18 protein-coding genes and 3 pseudogenes are annotated in these 20,431 nt (G+C 47.1%); 15 read left to right on the top strand and 6 right to left on the bottom strand.

Annotation, left to right across the window (positions count from 1 at the left end):
- From FEK30_RS00435 to FEK30_RS00425, 3 genes are all read right to left on the bottom strand, one after another.
- Positions 1–528, bottom strand: a 528-nt coding sequence (locus tag FEK30_RS00435) for an antirestriction protein ArdA (RefSeq protein WP_138071085.1), incomplete at its 3' end; no start/stop codon positions are given.
- Positions 529–587: 59 nt separating this feature from the next.
- A complete protein-coding gene (locus FEK30_RS00430) occupies positions 588–785 on the bottom strand; it encodes a hypothetical protein (protein WP_138071083.1) in 198 nt (65 codons plus the stop codon).
- A gap of 14 nt (positions 786–799) precedes the next feature.
- Positions 800–1,144 carry a hypothetical protein gene (locus FEK30_RS00425; protein ID WP_138071081.1) on the bottom strand — a complete coding sequence of 115 codons (345 nt, stop codon included), beginning with the start codon at positions 1,142–1,144 and terminating at the stop codon, positions 800–802.
- Between the two features lie 197 nt (positions 1,145–1,341).
- Between FEK30_RS00425 and FEK30_RS00420 the strand changes: the two genes are divergently transcribed.
- The 10 genes from FEK30_RS00420 to FEK30_RS00385 all read left to right on the top strand — a co-directional run bounded on the left by FEK30_RS00420 (position 1,342) and on the right by FEK30_RS00385 (position 8,441).
- Positions 1,342–1,761, top strand: a complete 420-nt coding sequence (locus tag FEK30_RS00420; protein ID WP_062436943.1) for a hypothetical protein — start codon at positions 1,342–1,344, stop codon at positions 1,759–1,761.
- Between the two features lie 625 nt (positions 1,762–2,386).
- Positions 2,387–2,518 carry a hypothetical protein gene (locus FEK30_RS16940; RefSeq protein ID WP_255447803.1) on the top strand — a complete coding sequence of 44 codons (132 nt, stop codon included), beginning with the start codon at positions 2,387–2,389 and terminating at the stop codon, positions 2,516–2,518.
- 103 nt (positions 2,519–2,621) lie between these two features.
- Positions 2,622–2,981 (top strand): type II toxin-antitoxin system HicA family toxin, encoded by a 360-nt coding sequence (locus tag FEK30_RS17260; protein WP_397428990.1) that lies wholly within the window; start codon positions 2,622–2,624, stop codon positions 2,979–2,981.
- An 11-nt stretch (positions 2,982–2,992) separates the two neighbouring features.
- Complete coding sequence (locus FEK30_RS00410) at positions 2,993–3,400, top strand: type II toxin-antitoxin system HicB family antitoxin (protein ID WP_138070989.1); 408 nt, start codon at positions 2,993–2,995, stop codon at positions 3,398–3,400.
- A 54-nt stretch (positions 3,401–3,454) separates the two neighbouring features.
- Positions 3,455–4,051, top strand: a complete 597-nt coding sequence (locus tag FEK30_RS00405) for a nucleotide-binding protein (RefSeq protein ID WP_138071079.1) — start codon at positions 3,455–3,457, stop codon at positions 4,049–4,051.
- Positions 4,035–4,286 carry a hypothetical protein gene (locus tag FEK30_RS00400; RefSeq protein ID WP_138070985.1) on the top strand — a complete coding sequence of 84 codons (252 nt, stop codon included), beginning with the start codon at positions 4,035–4,037 and terminating at the stop codon, positions 4,284–4,286. Before FEK30_RS00405 ends, FEK30_RS00400 begins: the two co-directional genes overlap by 17 nt.
- Before the next feature lie 39 nt (positions 4,287–4,325).
- On the top strand, positions 4,326–4,535 hold the full coding sequence (locus tag FEK30_RS00395) for a helix-turn-helix domain-containing protein (RefSeq protein WP_138070983.1): 210 nt from the start codon (positions 4,326–4,328) through the stop codon (positions 4,533–4,535).
- Positions 4,536–4,826: 291 nt separating this feature from the next.
- Complete coding sequence (locus tag FEK30_RS16600) at positions 4,827–4,979, top strand: hypothetical protein (protein WP_168191079.1); 153 nt, start codon at positions 4,827–4,829, stop codon at positions 4,977–4,979.
- A gap of 288 nt (positions 4,980–5,267) precedes the next feature.
- Complete coding sequence (locus FEK30_RS00390) at positions 5,268–7,145, top strand: DEAD/DEAH box helicase family protein (protein ID WP_138071077.1); 1,878 nt, start codon at positions 5,268–5,270, stop codon at positions 7,143–7,145.
- Positions 7,146–7,169: 24 nt separating this feature from the next.
- Complete coding sequence (locus tag FEK30_RS00385; RefSeq protein ID WP_138071019.1) at positions 7,170–8,441, top strand: IS256 family transposase; 1,272 nt, start codon at positions 7,170–7,172, stop codon at positions 8,439–8,441.
- On the opposite strand, the pseudogene FEK30_RS00380 reads toward FEK30_RS00385, so the two are convergent.
- Positions 8,427–8,843: pseudogene (locus tag FEK30_RS00380) on the bottom strand (transposase); the annotation flags it as partial. The gene FEK30_RS00385 and the pseudogene FEK30_RS00380 sit on opposite strands and share 15 nt — an antisense overlap.
- Positions 8,844–8,962: 119 nt before the next feature.
- Positions 8,963–9,571: pseudogene (locus FEK30_RS00375) on the bottom strand (IS4 family transposase); the annotation flags it as partial.
- A 98-nt stretch (positions 9,572–9,669) separates the two neighbouring features.
- Between FEK30_RS00375 and FEK30_RS00370 the strand changes: the two are divergent.
- Positions 9,670–10,463, top strand: a protein-coding gene (locus FEK30_RS00370; RefSeq protein WP_138070974.1) for an IS5 family transposase whose coding sequence is annotated in 2 segments (ribosomal slippage) — positions 9,670–10,003 and positions 10,003–10,463 — 795 coding nt in all. Because the reading frame shifts where the segments join, the coding sequence is not laid out codon by codon here.
- Positions 10,464–10,485: 22 nt separating this feature from the next.
- Here FEK30_RS00370 and FEK30_RS00365 read toward each other — a convergent pair.
- Positions 10,486–10,980, bottom strand: a pseudogene (locus tag FEK30_RS00365) (transposase family protein); the annotation flags it as partial.
- Between the two features lie 200 nt (positions 10,981–11,180).
- On the opposite strand from FEK30_RS00365, the gene FEK30_RS00360 reads away from it, so the two are divergent.
- From FEK30_RS00360 to FEK30_RS00345, 4 genes are all read left to right on the top strand, one after another.
- Positions 11,181–11,924 (top strand): peptidylprolyl isomerase, encoded by a 744-nt coding sequence (locus FEK30_RS00360; RefSeq protein WP_138071075.1) that lies wholly within the window; start codon positions 11,181–11,183, stop codon positions 11,922–11,924.
- Positions 11,925–11,958: 34 nt separating this feature from the next.
- Positions 11,959–15,018, top strand: coding sequence for a peptidase domain-containing ABC transporter (locus tag FEK30_RS00355; RefSeq protein WP_397428993.1), 3,060 nt, complete (start codon positions 11,959–11,961; stop codon positions 15,016–15,018).
- A gap of 35 nt (positions 15,019–15,053) precedes the next feature.
- On the top strand, positions 15,054–16,730 hold the full coding sequence (locus tag FEK30_RS00350; RefSeq protein ID WP_255447802.1) for a beta-barrel domain-containing protein: 1,677 nt from the start codon (positions 15,054–15,056) through the stop codon (positions 16,728–16,730).
- Positions 16,731–16,839: 109 nt separating this feature from the next.
- A complete protein-coding gene (locus tag FEK30_RS00345) occupies positions 16,840–20,397 on the top strand; it encodes a cadherin repeat domain-containing protein (RefSeq protein ID WP_138071071.1) in 3,558 nt (1,185 codons plus the stop codon).
- Positions 20,398–20,431 lie beyond the last annotated feature (34 nt).

The following is a 20,431-nucleotide window of genomic DNA, read 5'->3' as shown; positions in this document are numbered from 1 at the left end:
TTGACCTTTGGATGTCGGTTCTGAGAAGTAGTCACAAATGAACCAGTCACGGGCGATCGCCTTAAAGTCGATGTAGCAGGTCATCATTCCGGCTTTCTCCCAGGCGTCAAGGGTGCCAAGGTCTTCAAGCTGGGAATAAACAAAGTCTTCTTTGTCGTCGTAAATACCCTGATAAGCATCCTCGAAAGCTTCAACTGTTGAGGCAACATCACCATATCGAGCAGTGCCATAAAAAGCAGCAAAGGCAGGGCCATGGTTGGCGATCGCCTCTCCTAAAGCGGCCACAGTCTCGAAATCTTCCCATTCGCTGATCTGGATGTCGCCAAATCCTTCATAGTCGTGGATCGCCCATTCCTCGCAAATGTCGCCAAGTTGCCAAGCCGGGGAAGTCTTGAGCATGGCCTGTACTTCCGCTTGAATATCATCGGCGTCTTGGTCAGCATCGATCCAAGCTCCATGTAAAAAGCCGTTGTTGTAGGCCGCAAGGCAAGCCACATAGATCCGAGGGGTATCGGTCAGAGTCAACATAATTTTTAAATTCCTAAAATTCTTGAAAAGTTGAGGGGGACAGTGCCTCCAACAGGTGACTAAAAGGGCAGATCCTCTAAGGGAATATGCGCTGTATTTTTGGGGTGCTGTTTGAATAGGGCGATTACTGCTTTCCCGTGGTCAACAATGGCCGGGCGATCGCCGCGTCGGATGATCACAATAGGCTCGGCAAAGTCAGCGGGATGGGGGCTAGTGGTTAAGTGGCCGCCCTGGGAATCATGGACGAAATAAAGCATCACCAATCCCTCCCCTAGTAAGGCAACCAATCAGAAGGAAACAGGTCACAGCAAGGATATTTAATCTCTAAGCTGTGCGCCTCAAAATAGCTGCAACCATAGGCAAGGTCACGCCATTCATTCTCGATGTCTGCGTTGGTGAGGGGCTGGGAAAACTCCATGTCTGATTCGGCGCAAATTTCCCCATGAAAACTGGTAACAGCGGTAAAGCTGAAACGATAACGGGTATTCCAGCAAACCCGAACCCCTGCCGGAAGTTCTTCGTCTCTAGACTCAAACTGGTAACGGCCAATCGTAGTGTTATAGGCCGTCCGGTCAGCCATCTCCGATAGCTGCCGTAAAATATCTAAAGCAGTCATAACTAGCTTCTCCTAGTTGTGGTTGTTAGGGCGGGGTTGAGAATTGCAGTTCTCTCCTCGCCTGTTCTTACATTATACCCTTGTATACAAGGAAAATAAACAAAAAATAGATAAGAAAATCTAATATAAAAATAAACTAATAAGCCTTGTATACAAGGTAAAATATAGAGGTAGCTAATAAAGAGAGAGAACAAGCTATGCTCGCATTTAGCGGCCCTAGAAAACTCACACCGCAAGAAACAAAACAAGTGCTAAACCTACTCCCCGCAAACCCTCCAGCGGTCGGGGTGGGAGATGCCAAAGGACTAGACGCCCTAGTAGCAGAACACTACGCAGGAAAAACAGACCTCACCATCTACCATGTAGAAGGCCGAGAAAGATGGCAGTTCGCCGCTCGCAGTCAACGCATGGTAAACGATGCCACTGAGCTAATCGCCTTCCCGAATAAACCCTGTCCAGAAAGCTGCACCCCGGCTAAACCCTTCAGCGGCCATGGGTCAGGAACCTGGGGGACGATCGCCTATGCCGTAAAGAAAGGGCTAAGGGTGACAATCTACCCTCTCGACGGTAGCCAAGTGCCGAGCTGGGCAGAACAAAGACAGCTAACTTTGATCTAAACCCGCAGGGCCGCAAGGCCCACGAGCGGCAGGGGGCTACGGCAAAAACAAACAGCCCCCGACCACGAAAACAGCCGGACAAAAACCCACCGACCAACACACCAACACACAAAAGGGCAAAAGCACACGCTACGCGCGCCCCTACCCCCTCCAACCCACCCCTCTCTCTTTCTACTAGCGACGTGCCGCCCAAGAAACAAAAAAAGCACGCCACAAACGCCGGGATAGGGACGTAGCTTGCTTAGGCCCCAACGTATAAAAACTGCCCGACAGCCGAAGATCGCCGACGTAGGAGGCCAACGTAAAAAGACACGGGCTAACGGACTCCGGCGGACTGGTGTTGCTAAAATGCCTTTTCGCGGCTAAGGAAGCGTAATTACGCCGCAATCGTGCGGCATCCTTATTTCTATCCTGTCGCTCCGCCTATACCCATCAGTAGGGGATTGGGATTTAGAAAGTAGCAGTCACGTTGGCGGCAAGTAACCTTTCGGGAACAGGACTTTCTGGGATAGCAGGATGAGACTTGGTGGGCAGTGAGCGGAAGGTAGGCAATAACCTGAATGGGGACAGGTAAAGCGGCAGTATGCGGCTTTTTGAATAATCAAAGACAACCGTCATCGGCGCTTTGCGCGGACGACACCTTATTTCCTGTCCCCTCGAACTTAGACTGGTGGCCTGGACTAATTCTCTCTACGGGGAAAAACAACGGGGCGATCGCCTAATTCTTCCTGGGGCTAATTTTTACTTCTACGGGTAAAAAATAAATATCTCCTCGGCGATCGCGTCAGGGGTACCAGCTTGGCCCAAGACTAGCAGCGTTAAAAGGCCGATAGGCGCTGTGACGGCTTGGTCGCTTTGCGATGGTGGCCCGGCCCTTGGGAGACGCCCATATCTCCCTCTCCCTGGCAAAGAGTAGTAAGTATACTCTGCGTCAAGAACAAAGCGACTACATTCATAAAAACCAAGGGGATAGTTGCGTTAAGGGGGGTACAATATGTATAGTGTGTATTATATTAATCGGGGTTATGAAGAGTAGTGAGGTAATCAAGCGACTCAAAAAGGAAGGGTGGTACGTTGCCCGGACGAAAGGAAGCCATCAACACTTCAAGCACCCGACAAAGCAGGGACGAGTCACGGTTCCCCACCCGAAAAGCGATTTACCCACGGGGACTTTGAAAAGTATTTTTCAGCAAGCCGGATGGGACTGGTCAAGTAGATAAGGAGAAGAACGATGTACTGGACGGTGATTCTTCATAAGGATAAAGGTTCGAGCTTTGGGGTTACGGTGCCTGATTTACCGGGGTGCTTCTCGGCGGGAAATTCTTTAGAAGAAGCCCTGGAGCAAGCGAAGGAGGCGATCGCCTTACACCTCGAAGCAATGTTGGAGGATGGAGAGGCTATTCCCATGCCCCGTAAGCGATCTGAATATCCTGGCGATACAGACGCGATTTACGCCCTGGTAGAAATTGACGACAGGTTGGTGGATGGGGTTACGGAGCGGATCAATTTAACGATTCCTTCATGGGCAAATTCCCAGATTGATCGATATGCAAAAAAGACAGGGAACTCAAAGTCTGGGTTGATGTGGCGGGCGACTTTGGATCAGATCCAAAGGGAAACGACATCGACTATTGAGTGATTTTTCTCGTCAAACGGTTAAACGGTCAAACAGCTAACCAGCTAGACAGCTATTATGATTCTCACTATAACGGCCTTTAAAGGGGGCGTAGGGAAAACGACATCAGCGGTTCACTTGGCGGCCTATCTTAACCAGTCTGCCCCAACAATTTTGATTGATGGTGACCTAAATCGTTCCGCTTTACTTTGGGCCAGTAAGGGCAATCTCCCCTACCCCGTGGTTGATGAAAGGGAGGGGATTAGGGCTGCTCGCAAGTATGAGCACGTTGTGATTGATACGCCCGCTCGTCCTGAAGTTGAAGAAATTAAATCTTTGTCCAGGGGGGGTGATTTGCTCCTGCTCCCGACCAGTCCCGACGTTTTGGCAATGGGCGCTTTGAAGTCAAACGTCCAAACGCTTAGACAACTAGACATCCAGAATTACAAAATCCTCGTAACGATTGTTCCACCAAAGCCCTCAACCGCTGGGCCGGAAGCCAGGGACTTTTTAGAGGGGGTCGGTCTACCCGTTTTAGATCAGATGGTTAGACGGTTAGCTGTTTATCCGAAGGCCGCTTTAGAGGGTTGTATTGTGTCCGAGGTGAAAGGCGATCGCTACTCTGGCATTGCCTGGAATAATTATCGTGCGGTAGGAGATGAGCTTTGTGGCTAAGTCGAAGGGGAATCGATTTGAAGGATTTGAAGATTTTAAGGCCGAACCTCCTGGGCGATCGCCTGGGGTTCAGGGACAGGCAAAAAGCAAGAATCCTGATTTCAAGAAAGTTACGCTTTATTTAACGAAGGAACTGCACCTAAAGATGCGCTCCCAGACTCTAACAACAGAAGAAGATATGTCGGAATTGGTGGAGCGAATTATGGGGGAGTATTTTGAACAGCTAGACAGTTAGACGACTAGACGGTTAAACAGTTGACTTATGAGGACTTGAATGATGTTTTTTGCGACGACCACCGATACCCAGCGTTTAGGCGATCGCCTCCACCACTACATGAAGGCGACGGGCCACGATATTCATTCCTTGGGGGAAGCCCTGGGGCTATCGGGGGCAACGATCATGACTTTCCTCGACGGGGGTAGCTGGCCCCTAGAGAGTACCCTTTTAAAGTTTGCGGAACTAGAGGCGGAAGTGGATGAATAAGCCCAATATATCGGCTTTTTTACCGCATAAATCAGTCTCATTGCTTCATTAAAAACAAATCCTAAAATGCGTCAACAAAACTTGGCTTTTGATTGCTGAAAACTTTGATTGTAAGGGAGTTTAGGCTCTTTAAGAAGTAACAGAAATAATAAAAATTGAAGCGAGATGTTAAAACAGCGCCTTATTCGTTGCATTGAGGGGTGCTTTTTGATTGTCTAAAAAAAATTGATGAAAAAGTTGTTTCCTCGCGAAATCCTGTATTACTATAGGTTCAATTGATCCCCAAAAACCATGGTGAAATACAAGGTAGTTTCAATCCGAGTCGAAGATAGCCAACATAAGGCGATCGCCGCCTATGCCCGTGAAAACGGGACGAATGTCTCCCGACTCTCCCGGAAATTATTTAGTGATGTTTTGAAAAATGATGGCTCAACCGCTGCCTAAAAACAGCGAAACCCCCAAATCTTGGCGGATGCAGGGGGTTTCACTAAACCTTATTAAACCGACTCCCACAAAAATGGGGGCCGACTTGTTTCTATTATGGCAAATATCGTAATACAGACTAGCGATCCTGTCGATACCCTCAATTCTACCAGAGGTAGGGGGTTTGGGAACGAATATCATTCTCGTCCTTCCGGCAGATTTTACCCCACGAAACGGAACAACCCATGCCCGGTCTGTGGGGATACGAAGGGCAAGTGTAGAACTACCGATGGCGACTTAGCTCTTTGTATGGGCCTACCCGATGGGGACGTACCAGGATGGCGTTACCACGGGCGGGATAAGTCGCAGGGTCTATGGGGCTTGTACTCACCGGAACGGGGCGATCGCTCAGAGAATCACCGGGCGGAAATCAAACGGCTGAGGGCTGAGGCACGGGCCAAAAGAGAAGCCAAGGAACGGGCGGGCTATGTCACTATTGGCGATCGTCATCAAGAGATTTTAGGGTTCGAGGCAAAACTCACTGAGTCACAGAACGCTGATCTTCTGCGGCGGGGGCTAACCCAGGACGAAATTAATTTTGCTCTATCTAATCACTTGCTCTTTGCCTGTCAGGGTGGCTATGGCATTTCAGCAATAGATCCAGTTACCGGGATGTTCTGCGGCGCTCAACGGGCCTTAGATAATCGCTCAGAGCGTAAATATGATTGGGGTATCTTCACCGGGCGGAATAAGGTCAAGGAAACGGGGGAAAATCCTATCGCGGTCTGGGTGCATCCCGCCTTCGATAAAGCCAAGCCTTACCGGGTGCTGACGATTGAAGGGTTCTTAAAGCCGTTAGTCCGTGCTTTTTGGGAATGGCGAAAAGATACCCAGGTCATTGTCATTGGTGCCCCCGGTGCTAATTTTGGCCCTCAGTCCCTTAAGCGATTCTTAGGGGTTTATGGTGAGGCGGAAAAATTCACTCACTTCCCCGATGCCGATAGCCAGAACCTCAGCAAAAAGAATCTCTATGCGGGTTATGGCAAATTAGCGAAGGCCATTCCCTCGATTAAGTTTGCAGATTGGGGCCAATGGCGCGATAAATCCAAGGGTGATGGGGATGAATATTTCGGGCGGTACAGACGGCGATCGCCTTGGGACTGGCTTAAGCCTTTCGCCTTCGAGAAAACCCGCCGTGAGGCTAAGAACAGATTAGCCAGAACCGACAAGCTCACCCCTGATAAAACCATCACCTTAGATGAATTTAGGGCGTTAGATACTGAGGGACTAGAACGTCTCACCAATGGGGCACAGGATGTTTTCATTGCCGCCCCTACCGCCGCCGGGAAAACCAAGTTAGCCGCAATGGTGGCTCGACTGTGGCGGCGGGTAATCGCCCCGTTCCCTAGAATCTCCCTAGCCCGAAACGCAGCGACTCGGATGGGGTTGGAGTATCGGACGGTCTGCGATCGCCTCGGTGGTGAGCTGGTCAAATTTGGGAGCAATTCTTACGATGTCGTTTCCAAAATTGCCTACTGCAATGAGGGCGTTTTAGGGTTAATCCGTCCGATCAAAAATCTGCTCAAAAATGGTGCTTTCGCTTTCGGGGATGAGTTCGATCAGCAAATTGAAAACCTCACCCTTAGTTCTACCCACGGGAAAACGGGGCAACGGCGGAAACATACCGAGATGTTCTGGACGGTCTTTAGGGAGTCCCAGAAAGCCTTATGCGTCTCAGCGGATTTAACGGACTATGAGGTGGGTCTCTACCACCGCACCACGGGCCGTAAGCCCTTTGTCCTGAAGGTAGGCACGGAGAAGAAACCCCAGATAGCGATTGTTTTCGAGGATACGCCTCAATGGTGGGCAAAATTTCTTGAGCTTAAGGCGGCGGGGCTACGGATCCTCATTCTCTGTACTCGGAAAAGTGACGCTGAATTTTTGGCCCATTCCTTTGGGGCAACGGCGATCACCGCTGATAATGCCAAGGAATATGAAGGGTTTCTCACTAATCCCGATGCTTGGTTAAGCCAGCACAGACCGCAAATTTTAGCCGTGACTCCCATCCTAGGAACCGGGTTTAACATCGAAGGCGATCACTTTGATGCGGTGATGTTAATGGCCCGAGTTATGTTTATTTCTGGTGTATGGAGGAGAGGAAAGAAAAAGCGTATCCTGCTGAATTAAGCAAAAACCAACAAGGATACACCCATGGATAAAGATAGTCTGATTTCGTTACCATCACCAGAAGCAACAGGAACTTTCCAAGACACATTAACGGAAATCCTACGTAAAGGTGCCTGTCAACTCATCGCCCAAGCAGTAGAAGAAGAGTTACAAAATTTTCTAGCTCAGTACAAAGACCAACGAGACAAACAGGGACGAAAAATGGTGGTACGCAATGGCTATTTGCCAGAACGCTCAGTCATCACAGGTATCGGAGAAGTCCAGGTAAAAGTACCAAAGGTACGAGACCGCAGCGGCAGCGGCATAAAATTCAATTCCTTGCTGCTGCCACCCTACCTAAAACGCAGCAAGAGCACAGAGGAGTTACTGCCATGGCTATATCTAAAGGGCATCTCAACAGGAGATTTCCAAGAAGCCCTAGGGTCATTACTGGGAGAGGAAGCAAGTGGATTGTCTCCAGCAACGATTAGTCGCCTGAAGCAGAAATGGGTCGGGGAGCATCAAGCCTGGCAACAGCGTTCCTTGCAACAAAAGCGCTATGTGTATGTGTGGGCAGATGGGATTTATTTCAACATCCGCGCCGAAGAAAGACAATGCATTCTGGTGCTCATCGGTGTGACGGAAAACGGCGAGAAAGAATTGCTAGCCCTAGCGGCAGGATATCGTGAATCGGCATTGAGCTGGAAACCCCTGCTGCTGAGCCTCAAACAGCGCGGCTTGGCCATCGCTCCAGAACTGGCCATTGGCGATGGTTCTCTGGGATTCTGGAATGCCTTGGCTCAGGTTTATCCCGAGACCCGCAAACAACGATGTTGGGTACACAAAACGGCAAATATCCTCGATAAATTACCCAAGAAACAACAAATGGAAGCGAAGGAGGGCATTTGGCAGATTTATCGCGCTGGGACTAAAGCCGATGCTCTACAAGCCTATGAGCGTTTTATCCAAACCTATGAAGCCAAATATCCAGAAGCGACAAAATGTCTGGAAAAAGACCGCGATAGTCTGTTTACCTTCTTTGATTTTCCAGCGCCCCATTGGCAGCATATTCGCAGTACCAATCCCATTGAATCGACTTTTGCGACCGTGAGATTGAGAACCGATAAAACCAGAGGATGTGTTTCCAAGGCAACGATTCTGGCCTTGGTATTCAAACTAATGCAGAGTGCTCAGAAACGGTGGTTGCGCATTCGAGGCTTCAAATATCTTGCCGATGTCATTGAAGGAGTTCCATTTAAAGATGGATTGAAAGTTCAAAAAACACCCCCATCATCTCAACAACAGGATGCCGCTTAATTCTTTCTCATACACCAGATTTGACAATAGCCCGATGCCCTTTAGATATAGCCATGGCAGTAACTCCTCTGTGCTCTTGCTGCGTTTTAGGTAGGGTGGCAGCAGCAAGGAATTGAATTTTATGCCGCTGCCGCTGCGGTCTCGTACCTTTGGTACTTTTACCTGGACTTCTCCGATACCTGTGATGACTGAGCGTTCTGGCAAATAGCCATTGCGTACCACCATTTTTCGTCCCTGTTTGTCTCGTTGGTCTTTGTACTGAGCTAGAAAATTTTGTAACTCTTCTTCTACTGCTTGGGCGATGAGTTGACAGGCACCTTTACGTAGGATTTCCGTTAATGTGTCTTGGAAAGTTCCTGTTGCTTCTGGTGATGGTAACGAAATCAGACTATCTTTATCCATGGGTGTATCCTTGTTGGTTTTTGCTTAATTCAGCAGGATACGCTTTTTCTTTCCTCTCCTCCATACACCAGAAATAAACATAACTCACATGCGTAAGTCCTGACTTGTATGACCCGCTTCTAAGTACAGGACAAAAATTGTATGGGGTGAAACCCTGACCCAAGTAGAGGTTGAGTAGAAACGGTAAAAAAGCGACGTAATAAGTCAAAACCATAGCGAAACAAACTCCGCGCTCGACGGCCATGGGCCTTGATGATGCGAATCGGCCTCTGACTATGTCGCCATAAACCCGCTTTCATCGCCCAGACAAACGCAATGGCCAACAGAGCCAGCAGCTTCGACAAACGTCTCTTATCGATAAAATGAGTCGATTCCAAGCAAAAGCCACGGGTTTTGAGGGCTCCAAACAGAGTCTCAATCCCCCAACGCCGACGGTAATCGGCCAAAGCATTTTGAGGCTCATGGGCCGTGATGATAATCAGAAAATCATCATCCGTTTGCTTCGATTTTTGTTTCGAGTCAAGACGAGTAGCGATGACATAGACCAGACGACCCCAGACCCACCGTTTTCCCGGCAGAATTCTTGTCTCACCCATGGCCAATGACCGAAATAAGTGAGTTCCCGCAATCGCTGGTTGTCCTTTACCTTTGCTAATCTTGTCGGTCTGACGGATGCGCAGACGAAAGGGAATGGGCTTATCCAGCATCAGGTATGACAGCCAGGGCTTAGAGGGTGTTTATAAAGTAAAGATAAAGAGAACAGGATTTTTGCCCGTGAAGTCGTTAAGGTCAAGCATAAGCGTAACGACACAGGAGAATAGCACCAATGTCTCAAGCTTCTTACCCCAGTGACCTGACCGATGCAGAATGGGCTTTACTAGAACCCTTGATTCCTGCTCCAAAGTCCGGCGGTCATCCACGTACTACTGATATGCGACAGGTCTGCAATGGGATTTTCTATCTCCTCAAAACCGGTTGTCAATGGGCCTATCTGCCCAAGGACTTTCCTCCCTCCTCCACGGTGTACTACTACTATCGCAAATGGCAGANGCAGGGAGTTTGGGAAAACATCAACCATGCTTTGCGGACTCGCTGCCGTCAAGCAGTGGGGAAAACCCCAGAACCTAGCGTCCTGATTGCCGATAGCCAATCGGTCAAGACGACAGAAAAAAGGGCGATGTCTATGGCTTCGATGGCGGGAAACAGGTCAAAGGAAGACGGAGAAACTTGCTAGTCGACAGTTTAGGGTTACTTTACAAAGTGATAGTCTCCGAGGGAAATAGCTCAGAACGAACCTTTGCCCTTGCTGCAGTGATGGAGCTAAGGGAGCAGCAACAGCAGATGTTGAAGCGATTGCGGTTGATGTGGGTAGATGCTGGATATCGAGGAGGACGCTTTGCCTTAAGTCTCTGGTTAATGGTGCAAGCCAAGGTGGAAGTGATTAGTAGAAACAGTAAAGAATTCATGGTACTCCCGAAGCGTTGGATTGTTGAACGTACATTTGGTTGGTTGAATTATTATCGTCGCCTTAGTAAAGACTATGAGCAATTATCAGAAGTGTCGGAGGCAGGGATTTATGCTTCCATGAGTCGTCTGATGTTGCGTCGGCTAGTTTCCTAAAGATTTACTTTATAAATGGTCTCTTACCAATAAACTCTCGGTCCCCTGTAAGATAGGCAATTTCCGCATCGGGGAATAAGATTTCAAAACGCTCGAACAAATCCATGCGCTCTGTACTGTTGCTGTTGCCCTTCTTCTTCTCCAGCATTGTCCACATCAGTGGATAACCGATGCCTTCATGGACAACACCCAGCATCAAGATATTGAAATCCGTTGTTCCGAATGACCAGTTGGTGCGGTCAATACTCAGGACCCAAGGTTGCGGGATAGCCGCGATATTCATCACCATCTGGGCGATTTTATCCAGGTTGACCTCAAAGGACTTGAAGAATCGCTGCATGCGCTTGTAATTGGACTCCTCAGTGGCGTCACCTCCCCAGACTGTGGCGAGTTCGGCGAGATTGACGGTTTTCGCCCGGAATAATGCTATCAGGAACATCGCAACGAAGGAGAGTCTGGCTCCATGCCATCCAATATGGGGTCGCAATTGGTCGCGAATTTCGCTAATCTGACTCATGAGGGTTTGCTTGGTTATCTTCTAATTCCTATCAAACCCTCTCCCTCTATCCTTTTCAAGTTTTTGTCCTGTACTGAGGACCNGCNNAANNTTTAGANGTNNGNCCANCTAAATATTTACTTTATAAATGGGCTCTAAAGCCCCTAAGTTGATATTGTATGGAGATAGTTTTAGAAGACGATAGGGGACCAGCAGAAAAAATGACGATTCAGGTTGCTATTGGAGGCCAAGAATTAGGCCCAGTAGAAGTAACAAAATTACTGACGAAATATGGACTATGGCCAAGATTGGCAGCAGAAATCATCCTAGACCAAGCCATGGAAGAAACGGGGAACTTAGATGTTAATGAAACGGAAATTCAAATAACAGTCAATCAATGGATGCAGAAGCAGGGAATTCAGAGCGAAGCGGAGTTAAAAAACTGGCTGGCAAGAAATGGATTAGACGAAGCAGAAATGGTGGCGGTGGCAACCCGTCCCTTAAAAATAGAAAAATTCAAACAGGTGACATGGGGCAGTAATCTAGAAGCTTACTTTGTTGAGCGAAAGCATCAATTAGATCAAGTGACCTATTCATTACTGCGAACCAAAGATGGAAATATGGCCCAGGAACTATATTTCCGGATTTTAGATGATGGTTCAACATTTAGGGAGCTGGCAAAGCAATATTCCCAAGGGCCAGAAGCCCAAACGGGGGGATTAGTGGGCCCTGTCGAACTAGGTATTCCGCACCCGCAGATTGTAGCGGTCTTAAAAAGTGCCAAGCCAGGGATGGTGAACCCCCCTATCAAAATTGGGGAATGGTATGCTGTGTTGCGCCTTGAGAAAATGTTGCCCGCCAAGCTGGACGAAGCTATGCGGCAACGACTGATTAACGAACAATTTGAAAAATGGTTGAGGGAAGCTATCCAAGAGAAACTGGTGATTGAGTCCTACCAGGACTAAAAATCAATTATTAACGATCAAAAACGATTATTATTTGTCCATGGAAGTTAGGGATTACGAAGAATTCTTTGCCACAACTCCCCCTTTTAATCAATTATCTGAAGCAATCAGGGCAAAATTGAGCCACCAGGTGACTCCATTCCGTTATCGAATGGGACAGTCGATCCTGGAACAGGGGAAGCAATCAAATCAAATCTCAGTCGTCTATCAAGGACAAGTGCGAGTCTTGGGGAAAGACCCCCAGACTAAACAGCCAATCAGCCTGGCCCTAAGGGGCAAGGGTGGCGTCATGGGTGCCGTTAACGCCGTCAGGGGAATGGCCTGTGAAACGGCGATCGCCTCCACCGAAACAATCTGCCTAAGTCTGACAAACACAGAATTTTTGACTTTACTGGAGGAATCAGCGCCCCTGAAAAAGACCTTCAAAGAAAGTTGCAGCCTAACAGAAGCCTTTGAACTCCTGTCCCAGGATTTTGCCCACCAGGCAAAAATCAGGCGGAATGTAAAGGACATGGCGCAACAGGCCAGTGAAACCGCCATAGTATACGAGTTGGCTCCAGGGATTTATGGCGAGGACAATCCAGCCATCAGACCCCTCAAAGAATCAGAGCGGATCTGGTTTGTGAGCAGTGGTGGACTCTTAGAAGGATATCCGCCCCGGGGACGTCTCCCATTAATATCGGCTGCAACCGTTGTCATCAAAGGCAATCAAGCCGCCCGGTTAGTTGGATTTCCCACTGCAATATGGGCCTCCTCAGCAGCAGTAACAGCCATCCCAGAAGCGTCAGGAGCAGAACCCAAAACATGGCCGGATCCCTTCGAGCAAACCCCAGGGGAAAAGGCTGAAGTCTCCGAAATCGAAGCAGAAGAGATTCCCTATGCCCCCGTCGAAGTTTTAGACTTACCTCCAGAAGCAGACACAGAAACTCGCCATTACCCATTTATCAAAGGAACAAAAGAAGAGGAAGTGGCGATCGCCTGCCTGCAAATGTTGGCGAAACACTACAAAATGCGCTTCAGGGGAGACAGTATCCGACGAATCCTCAAAGAGCAGCTTAGCCGTTACGGCCAACTGTCCCTACCCAGTTGCGGTGCCATTGTCGAGTTGATGGGGCTCAATGCCCATCTGGTGAAAATCCCCCCCCAAGCCATCACTCGATTAACAACGCCCCTACTAGTAAAATGGCGCGACGAACTGGCCGTCATCTACCAGGTGAGCGACAAAGAAATCACCATTGGTGCCCCGGCCCTCGGTCTAGTGAAACGTTCCCCCCAGGATTTTATTTCAGGCTGGGGAGACGAACAAACCGGCGTTGATGTCCTTCTCCTTCAAAAAAGTAAATATGCCCCCGAAGAAAGGTTTGGCCTCAGTTGGTTTATTCCTTCCCTCAAAAAATATAGATGGATTCTCATTGAAGTATTAGTAGCTTCATTCCTGGTGCAATTATTTGCCCTGGCCAATCCCCTGATTATTCAGCAGATCATTGATAAAGTCATCGTGCAGCAAAGTAGCGATACCCTGCAGATCTATGGTGCTTTGCTGCTGATTCTCGCGATCTTTGAAGCTGTCCTCAGTAGCCTCAGAACCTACTTATTTGTCGATACCACCAACCGGATTGACATGAATCTCGGTTCGGAGATCATCGATCACTTGTTCCGTCTCCCCCTGCAATACTTTGAAAAACGCCCCGTGGGAGAAATCTCAACCCGGGTAGGAGAACTCGAAAAAATTCGGCAATTCTTAACGGGTACAGCCCTGACGGTGGTGCTCGATGCCATTTTTTCCGTGGTGTATATCCTTGTGATGTTCTACTATCACGGCAAACTAGCTGCCGTCGCCCTCAGCGTCATCCCCATCTTTATCGTCGCAACGTTAATCTTTTCCCCCATTATCCGCTATCAATTGCGGGATCGGGCCGAGAAAAATGCCGAGAGCCAATCCTATCTCGTGGAGGTGATGACTGGCGTACAAACCGTTAAGGCCCAGAACATTGAACTGAGATCTCGCTGGAAATGGCAGGAGAAATATGCCCGGTATGTCTCCGCTGGATTTAACACGGTGATCACCTCAACGGCCTCCAGTTCAATTAGCAATTTCCTTAATAAACTGTCGGGGTTGTTGGTGCTCTGGTACGGTACCTCTCTGGTTTTGCAGGGGCCAGAAGTGCTCACCCTCGGACAATTAATCGCCTTTCGGATCATTGCAGGGTATGTCACCTCGCCAATTCTGCGTTTAACCCAACTCTGGCAAAATTTCCAGGATACCTCCATCTCCCTAGAGCGCTTGGCGGATATCGTCGATCATCCCCAGGAAGGGGAAGCGGATCGCGAAAATATGCCGATGCCGCAAATTAAAGGGGCCGTCACCTACGAAAATATCAGTTTCCGCTTTAAAAAACATGGCCCCCTCAACCTAAACAATGTAAACCTGCATTTCCCGGCAGGGACATTTGTCGCCATTGTGGGCCAGAGTGGTGCAGGCAAGAGTACCCTGACTAAATTGCTCTCACGACTCTATGAACCAGAATCGGGTCGGATTCTCATCGATGGTTACGACGTGAATAAAGTGGAGTTGTATTCATTGCGGCGGCAGGTGGGGGTTGTGCCTCAGGAAACCCTTTTGTTTGAAGGAACCATTCAGGAGAATATTGCCTTGACCAATCCGGAGGCGGAACCGGAGGAAATTGAAGCGGCGGCCCGGGTGGCGTCGGCCCATGATTTTATTATGGAATCCTTGCCGAATGGATATAACACCCAGGTGGGGGAACGGGGAGCCACCCTATCAGGGGGGCAAAAACAACGGATTGCGATCGCCCGCTCGGTTTTACAACGACCCCGAATTTTAGTACTAGATGAAGCCACAAGTGCTTTGGATTATTTAACAGAACGGGAAGTCTGTAATAACCTGAAAGAAGCGTTTAATGATACGACAGTTTTTTTCATTACGCATCGCTTAGATACGATTAAAGATGCAGATGTTATTGTCTTGATGCACGAAGGTTATGTGGCGGAACAAGGTACTCATAGTGAACTTATGGCCATGCGGGGCAGGTACTATAGCCTTTATCAGCAGCAGGCTCGTAGTGGAACATAAGACCATATATTATTCTTGAAGCGGTCGCCAAAACCATGACTCAAACTACTCCTAGCTTTTCAAAAGATTCAAGCGGCAAGACACCAGAGGAACCCGTCTTTGATCAGCCTGTGATATTACGCCAGTCCCCCACCTTCTCCCGAGCCGTCATTTGGGTAATTCTTGGGGTCACTGTGTCCACGGTTGCTTGGGCGGCGATCGCCAAAATCGAGCAAGTTATAACCGCCACCGGTCAACTACAACCTCAAGAAACTGTTAAGGAAGTTCAAGCTCCTATCAATGGTGTTGTCCAAGACGTTTTCATAGAAGATGGTGATCAGGTAGAAAAAGATGAGATTTTGTTGACCTTTAACTCTGATGCTGCCGATGCCAGCCAGGAATCTCTCCTGGCGATTAAACAATCCCTGATCCAAGAAAATCAGCTTTACCGTGCCATTCTTAGCGACACTGCGAATGTTCAGATTTTGCAGCAGCAGATTGCCCGCATGAAATTACCGTCAGAGGTGACCGCTCTAGCCCTAAATCGTCTCAGTCTCATTAACGAAACCCAAGTGCTCCGTGCCCAAATTGGTGAAAATAGTAGTCCACTCAGTTCTAGCCAAACTGCACGAGTATCTGCTGCAAAACAGGAAACTGAATCCCGGGTGATGGCTGCTCAGTTCGAATTACAGCAATTGCAACAACGTTTAGCACAAACCAGATCACAATTGGCGAATGCCAGGACACAACTCACCATCGATCAACAGGTGCTTGCAGATATTTATGATCGCAACCAAGAAGCCCTAAAACAATCGGCAGAAAGCCTACGCATTGAAACCGAAATCTTAAATCGCGTGCAAGACCCTGAACTCGTGGGAGCTATTCCCGCTCTCCAAATTGAACGCCAAAGACAGCAAGTGGGCGATCGCCGAGCCCAACTAATCGAACAACGTTCTAGTGGTGAAATCGAACGCAAACAACAACAACAGCGAATTGATGGTCGTCGCGCCGAAATTGACCAACTTCTCAAAGAAGAACAGCGTTTACAATTGGATATCCGTCAAGCCCAAGCAGAGTTAACTAACATTAAATCATCCGTTGATCGCTCCCAACGGGAACAAGTAGACGATTCCCAACAGCGTTTAGCAGCGATCGATAGCGAATTAAACAAAATTATTGTCGAAAATAACAAACGCTTATCAGAAGTTGAAAGCCAACTGGCCCAGGTTAATGAAACACTGGCCTACCAGGAAGTGAAAGCTCCAATTGCTGGTACGGTGTTTGATCTCCAAGCCAGCCCCAGTTTTATCTCCCGTGCTGGTCAGGCTGAAGCTCTCCTCAAAATTGTCCCCGATGACGCTCTAGTTGCTGAAGTGTTTGTCACTAACCGTGACATTGGCTTTGTCCTTGAGCGTTTCCAGGCAGAACAAAATACCCAGCAATCGGTCAGTGCTGATATTCGGATTGATTCATTTCCATTCAGCAAGTTTGGCGATATTAAAGGACAAGTAGTTAGTGTTGGTTCTGACGCTTTACCGCCTGATGATATTTATCCTTACTATCGTTTTCCTGTGAAAATTGCTTTAGAAGAGCAAAGTTTAAAGGGCTTACCTTTACAATCTGGTATGTCTGTTAGCGTTAACATCCAGATTCAAGAGAAGCGGTCTGTCCTAAGCCTATTGACTGATCTGTTTACTCGGCGTGTTGACAGTCTCAAACGGCTTCAATCATAAAGCTGATACAGCTGATCATATTTTTCATGATGAACTTTTAATTTAATTGACACTAAAGTAATACTTCGTTAAGATTCTTGTACAAGCCACAATATGTCTTTACAAAATTATGAGTCTCGTCATCAAGGCAAGCACCTCCAGCACGCTTCCAAGTAACGTTTCAGACCATGCCGCCGCTGTTCAAGTCATTCTCAGAGAGATCGCAGCCAATGAGACTCGCTTCTACGAGGTTTTTGATAAGGTTTTTGGTGAGAATTTCGATCTTGCAAAGGTAGAGGCAATTCGACAGGCTTGGCTTGTGGGTGACTTTAGCGATGTTGCTCCCATAGAGGTATTGTCTGCAGATGTATTGAATGGGGCAAATGGAGGGTTTTCGGCTCAGACGAATCGAATTTATCTTTCGGCAGAGTTTTTAGCCCAGGCAAGTCAAGAAAGGATTATAGCAGTACTTCTAGAAGAGATAGGTCACTGGGTAGATAGTGAGCTGAACACCGTAGATACGGTAGGGGATGAAGGGGAATATTTTGCGGGTTTGGTGTTGGGTAGAGAGTTTTCTGAGGGTGGGCTGGCGCGACTGCAAGCAGAAGATGACAACGCGACTATCCTTGTTGAAGGTCAGGAAATTGCTGTTGAACAGTCATCGAATCTTGTAAGGGCAGATGGCGAATTCCAGGTTAATACTTATACAACAAACGATCAAAGGTCTTCGTCAGTAGCCGGATTAAATGATGGAGGCTTTGTTGTCGTTTGGTCTTCAGATGGTCAAGATGGAAGTGGGTATGGTGTCTATGGTCAACGTTTTGATATTAACGGAAATCCTATTGGTTCTGAATTTCAAGCTAATACTTATACAACAAATTGGCAAGATGGTGCATCAGTAATAGGATTAAATAATGGAGGTTTTCTCGTTATTTGGCAATCCGCTCAAGATGAAAATGTCGATTATCCGTTTCTATCTACCGGAATATATGGACAACGTTTTGATGCCAATGGTGTTCCAGTGGGCGCTGAGTTTCAAATTAATACTCATGCTGGGAGTTCGAAGGGAAGTCCCTCGATTACAAATCTGAATAGTGGCGGTTTTGTTGTTACTTGGACCTCAAGCGATCAAGATGGTGGCTCAGTAGGAACTTATGGTGGTGCATCTGGAATATATGGACAACGTTTTGATGCCAATGGTGTTCCAGTAGGAGCTGAGTTTCAAATTAATACCTATATTGATGATTCTCAGTGGCAATCATCAGTAACGGGATTAAATGACGGAGGTTTTGTTGTTGTTTGGCAATCTGATTTTCAAGATGGTGATCAAGGAGGTATATATGGACAACGTTTTGATGCCAATGGTGTTTCAGTGGGAGCCGAGTTTCAAATTAATACTTATGCCTTGAGCTATCAAGAACAACCATCAGTAATAGGATTAAATAATGGAGGTTTTGTTGTTGTTTGGCAATCTGACTTTCAAGATGGAAGCTATCGCGGAATATATGGGCAACGTTTTGATGCTAATGGTGTTCCAGTGGGAGCTGAGTTTCAAGTCAATACTTACAGCTTAAACAATCAAATTTTATCATCAGTAACAACACTAAATAGTGGAGACTTTGTTGTTACTTGGTCTTCAGATGGACAAGACGGAAGTGGATATGGCATTTATGCTCAACGCTTTAATACTAACCATTTTCCAACAAATATCTCTCTGGATAATGCACATGTATTAGAGAATAGTTTTATCAGTACAGTAGTTGGTACGTTTTCAACAACTGATGCTGATATAAAAGACACACACACATATAGACTAACAGATGGCTACGGTGATAACAGTCTGTTCACTATTGATGGTGAACAGCTAAAGACGAATGCCGTCTTCGATTACGAAACTCAAAATAATTTTGAAATTGAAATAAAAACAGACGATGGTAAAGGAGGTACCTTTACAAAAAACTTTACCATCAATATTGAAGATATTAACGAAAGTCCTATTAGTACACTTGAGTATTGGAATGGTGTTGGTGGAACATCGCCATTGGGTGATAGCTCTTCTTGGGAAAATAAAGGTTTTGGACAATCTTTTGTCGCAGGTAATCAATACAGTCAAATTGAACTGAAAGCCGCATCTTTCACGCTTAATGCATCTCCCGATGATTTAGATATTAAACCCATTTTAGTGAAATTAGACACTAACGAAATTATCGAAGTTGGAGATGCAACCACAATCCTCCGAACAGATTCAGGAGGAAGTTCAGCATATCAATCTATTTTCTTCCGCAATCAAACCCCAATGACCGTAGGAGATAACTATGCAATTTTTCTCTCCGCAGTCGGTCTAGCAGATAGTCAACCAAGTTATGGCTACTTAGGAACTGTGCGAGGTCGCTATTACGACGATGGCAGTTTCCTCACAGCAACAATGGGTAATGGTTTAATTGGAGATACAATCTCCCAAATAAATATTAATCCAGACAATGAAGCTGCTTTTAGGATTAAGTTTGCTTCAACTCCTATCTTGAACGAAGACCCCACGGATATTAATATCAGCAGCAATACAGTAGATGAGAACGCACCTGTCGGCTCTTCTGTAGGGATTCTCTCGACCACAGACCCAGACCCAGAAGATACCCACACCTATGTCTTAACCAACGGCTATGACGATAACAGCTTATTCACCATTGCAGGCAACGAGTTAAAAACAAATGCCGTTTTTGATTACGAAACCCAGAGCAGCTATCAAATCGAAGTAGAGACAGACGATGGCAATGGCGGCACCTACACCAAGATATTCGAGATTAATGTAGGAGATGTAAACGAAGACCCCACAGATATTGATATCAGCAGCAATACAGTAGATGAAAACAGTGCAATTGATACTGTAGTAGGCAATTTATCCACGATAGACCCAGATATAGGAGATAGTCACACCTATAGCCTGACGAATGGCTACGGTGACAACAGTCTCTTTACCATTGACGGCGAGCAACTCAAGACAAATGCTGTCTTCGATTACGAAACCCAAAATAGTTTTGAAATCCAAATACAAACAGATGATGGCAATGGCGGTACTTTCACAAAAGTCCTGACCATTAATGTCAGTGATGTCAATGAAGACCCTGATTTATCGTTTGTTCAGGGTCAAACCTATGCCCTACCCTCGATAAGAGACTATGATGGCAATCTGCATGGCCTAGATAATGCCGCCAGTGATGTTGTCAACGGCTACAAATACCAAGGGCAATTTGATGTGCAAGGGAATGGTCGTCGGGAAGGAATCTTTACGAATCGTGTATCGGGACGATGGGCAACAGTAGAAGCTGATCCCCTCACGGGAGAAATTGACTATTCTCGTAATGGAGCCGGAGGAACTACCCGTGTAGTGGGGATTTACATCGACCCAACCCTAGCCGATGAACCAGAAAAGATCGGTGGGCCATTTGATAGCCAACGTCGCTTCCAGAATGATCTAGAGATAGACAATTTAATCATGCGAGATGCAAATGATTATGATGGCGATGGATTCCAGGAGTTGTACTGGAAGGTGGCAGATGGGACGGCGTATCTACGGTCACTGATGCATGCGGATGGAAATATCCAATATGCGAACTATCAGAGCGAGCAGCAGATGATGGATTACCTGACCAGTACAGGTAATGCCGATGCCATTCAATCCATTATTTAGAAATTAAAAAGAGAAATAAAAGTATTGACACTTA

It is taken from the genome of Picosynechococcus sp. PCC 11901 (genome assembly GCF_005577135.1).
Classification (GTDB): Bacteria; Cyanobacteriota; Cyanobacteriia; order Cyanobacteriales; family MRBY01; genus MRBY01.
This window is presented reverse-complemented; position numbering and strand designations above follow the sequence as displayed.

What these genes read in the sequence shown, in the direction of transcription:
- FEK30_RS00430 (WP_138071083.1), bottom strand. Translation starts at nt 785, where the DNA reads ATGCTTTATTTCGTCCATGATTCCCAGGGCGGCCACTTAACCACTAGC.
- FEK30_RS00425 (WP_138071081.1), bottom strand. Translation starts at nt 1,144, where the DNA reads ATGACTGCTTTAGATATTTTACGGCAGCTATCGGAGATGGCTGACCGG.
- FEK30_RS00420 (WP_062436943.1), top strand. Translation starts at nt 1,342, where the DNA reads ATGCTCGCATTTAGCGGCCCTAGAAAACTCACACCGCAAGAAACAAAA.
- FEK30_RS17260 (WP_397428990.1), top strand. Translation starts at nt 2,622, where the DNA reads ATGGTGGCCCGGCCCTTGGGAGACGCCCATATCTCCCTCTCCCTGGCA.
- FEK30_RS00410 (WP_138070989.1), top strand. Translation starts at nt 2,993, where the DNA reads ATGTACTGGACGGTGATTCTTCATAAGGATAAAGGTTCGAGCTTTGGG.
- FEK30_RS00405 (WP_138071079.1), top strand. Translation starts at nt 3,455, where the DNA reads ATGATTCTCACTATAACGGCCTTTAAAGGGGGCGTAGGGAAAACGACA.
- FEK30_RS00400 (WP_138070985.1), top strand. Translation starts at nt 4,035, where the DNA reads ATGAGCTTTGTGGCTAAGTCGAAGGGGAATCGATTTGAAGGATTTGAA.
- FEK30_RS00395 (WP_138070983.1), top strand. Translation starts at nt 4,326, where the DNA reads ATGATGTTTTTTGCGACGACCACCGATACCCAGCGTTTAGGCGATCGC.
- FEK30_RS16600 (WP_168191079.1), top strand. Translation starts at nt 4,827, where the DNA reads ATGGTGAAATACAAGGTAGTTTCAATCCGAGTCGAAGATAGCCAACAT.
- FEK30_RS00390 (WP_138071077.1), top strand. Translation starts at nt 5,268, where the DNA reads ATGGGCCTACCCGATGGGGACGTACCAGGATGGCGTTACCACGGGCGG.
- FEK30_RS00385 (WP_138071019.1), top strand. Translation starts at nt 7,170, where the DNA reads ATGGATAAAGATAGTCTGATTTCGTTACCATCACCAGAAGCAACAGGA.
- FEK30_RS00360 (WP_138071075.1), top strand. Translation starts at nt 11,181, where the DNA reads ATGACGATTCAGGTTGCTATTGGAGGCCAAGAATTAGGCCCAGTAGAA.
- FEK30_RS00350 (WP_255447802.1), top strand. Translation starts at nt 15,054, where the DNA reads ATGACTCAAACTACTCCTAGCTTTTCAAAAGATTCAAGCGGCAAGACA.
- FEK30_RS00345 (WP_138071071.1), top strand. Translation starts at nt 16,840, where the DNA reads ATGAGTCTCGTCATCAAGGCAAGCACCTCCAGCACGCTTCCAAGTAAC.